At 43.0% G+C, this 742-nt stretch carries 1 protein-coding gene and 1 pseudogene; both read right to left on the bottom strand.

Annotation, left to right across the window (positions count from 1 at the left end; translation table 11 throughout):
* On the bottom strand, positions 1 to 435 hold a 435-nt coding region (locus A3729_RS15560; RefSeq protein ID WP_156497973.1), incomplete at its 3' end, for a cob(I)yrinic acid a,c-diamide adenosyltransferase.
* 39 nt (positions 436 to 474) lie between these two features.
* Positions 475 to 742: pseudogene (locus A3729_RS33155) on the bottom strand (cobalamin-binding protein); the annotation flags it as partial.

Raw genomic sequence — 742 nt, 5'->3', positions numbered from 1 at the left:
TTCAAGGTATTTATAGGCAATCATATAGGTCAGCTCATCCAGCACGACCAAGTTGTAGCTGTCATCTGCAAGCATTTTCTCCGCTACCTTCCAGGTTTTTTCGGCCGCTTCGATATCTGCTTCTCGATCTTGCGTGTTCCAGGTAAAGCCAGTCCCCATTTGATAGAAGTCTACATCTGGCAATTTGTTTTTTAAGTAAAGCTCTTCACCTGAAAGCTGTGCCCCCTTGATAAACTGTACTACTCCAACCTTATGGTCATAGCCCAAGGCCCGCAAAACCATGCCAAAAGCAGAACTGCTCTTTCCCTTGCCATTTCCTGTAAGCACTATTAAGACACCACGTTCAATATTGGCTGCCTCGATATTAGCGTCTACATTGGCCTTTTGTTTTTGCATCTTCTTTTTATGTGAAGCATTTTTATCTTGCTTTTCCAAGGTCGTACTCCTTCAGGAAGGTAGGTTAGATTATTTATTTTATGAGCGGGCTCTGACTTGATCTAAAGCACTGCAAACGGACTTCATTCCATCAATCACGCGAAGTGAAAAACGATGCATTACGTCACCATTCACGGAAAATATATGCTGATTTCTTACTGCTGGAATCTCGCGCCAGGTAGCCCATTGTTGTGCATCGCCCAATTCTGCACCATGATGCGAAGGAACAATGATCACTTTAGGTTTCGCCTTGAGAATAACCTCTAGACTCACTTGCGGATAATCTAGCGAAGTATCATCAAATATA

This window comes from Oleiphilus sp. HI0043, from assembly GCF_001634935.1.
The sequence above is the reverse complement of the archived record's forward strand: the minus strand, read 5'-3'. Positions and strand labels throughout refer to the sequence as shown.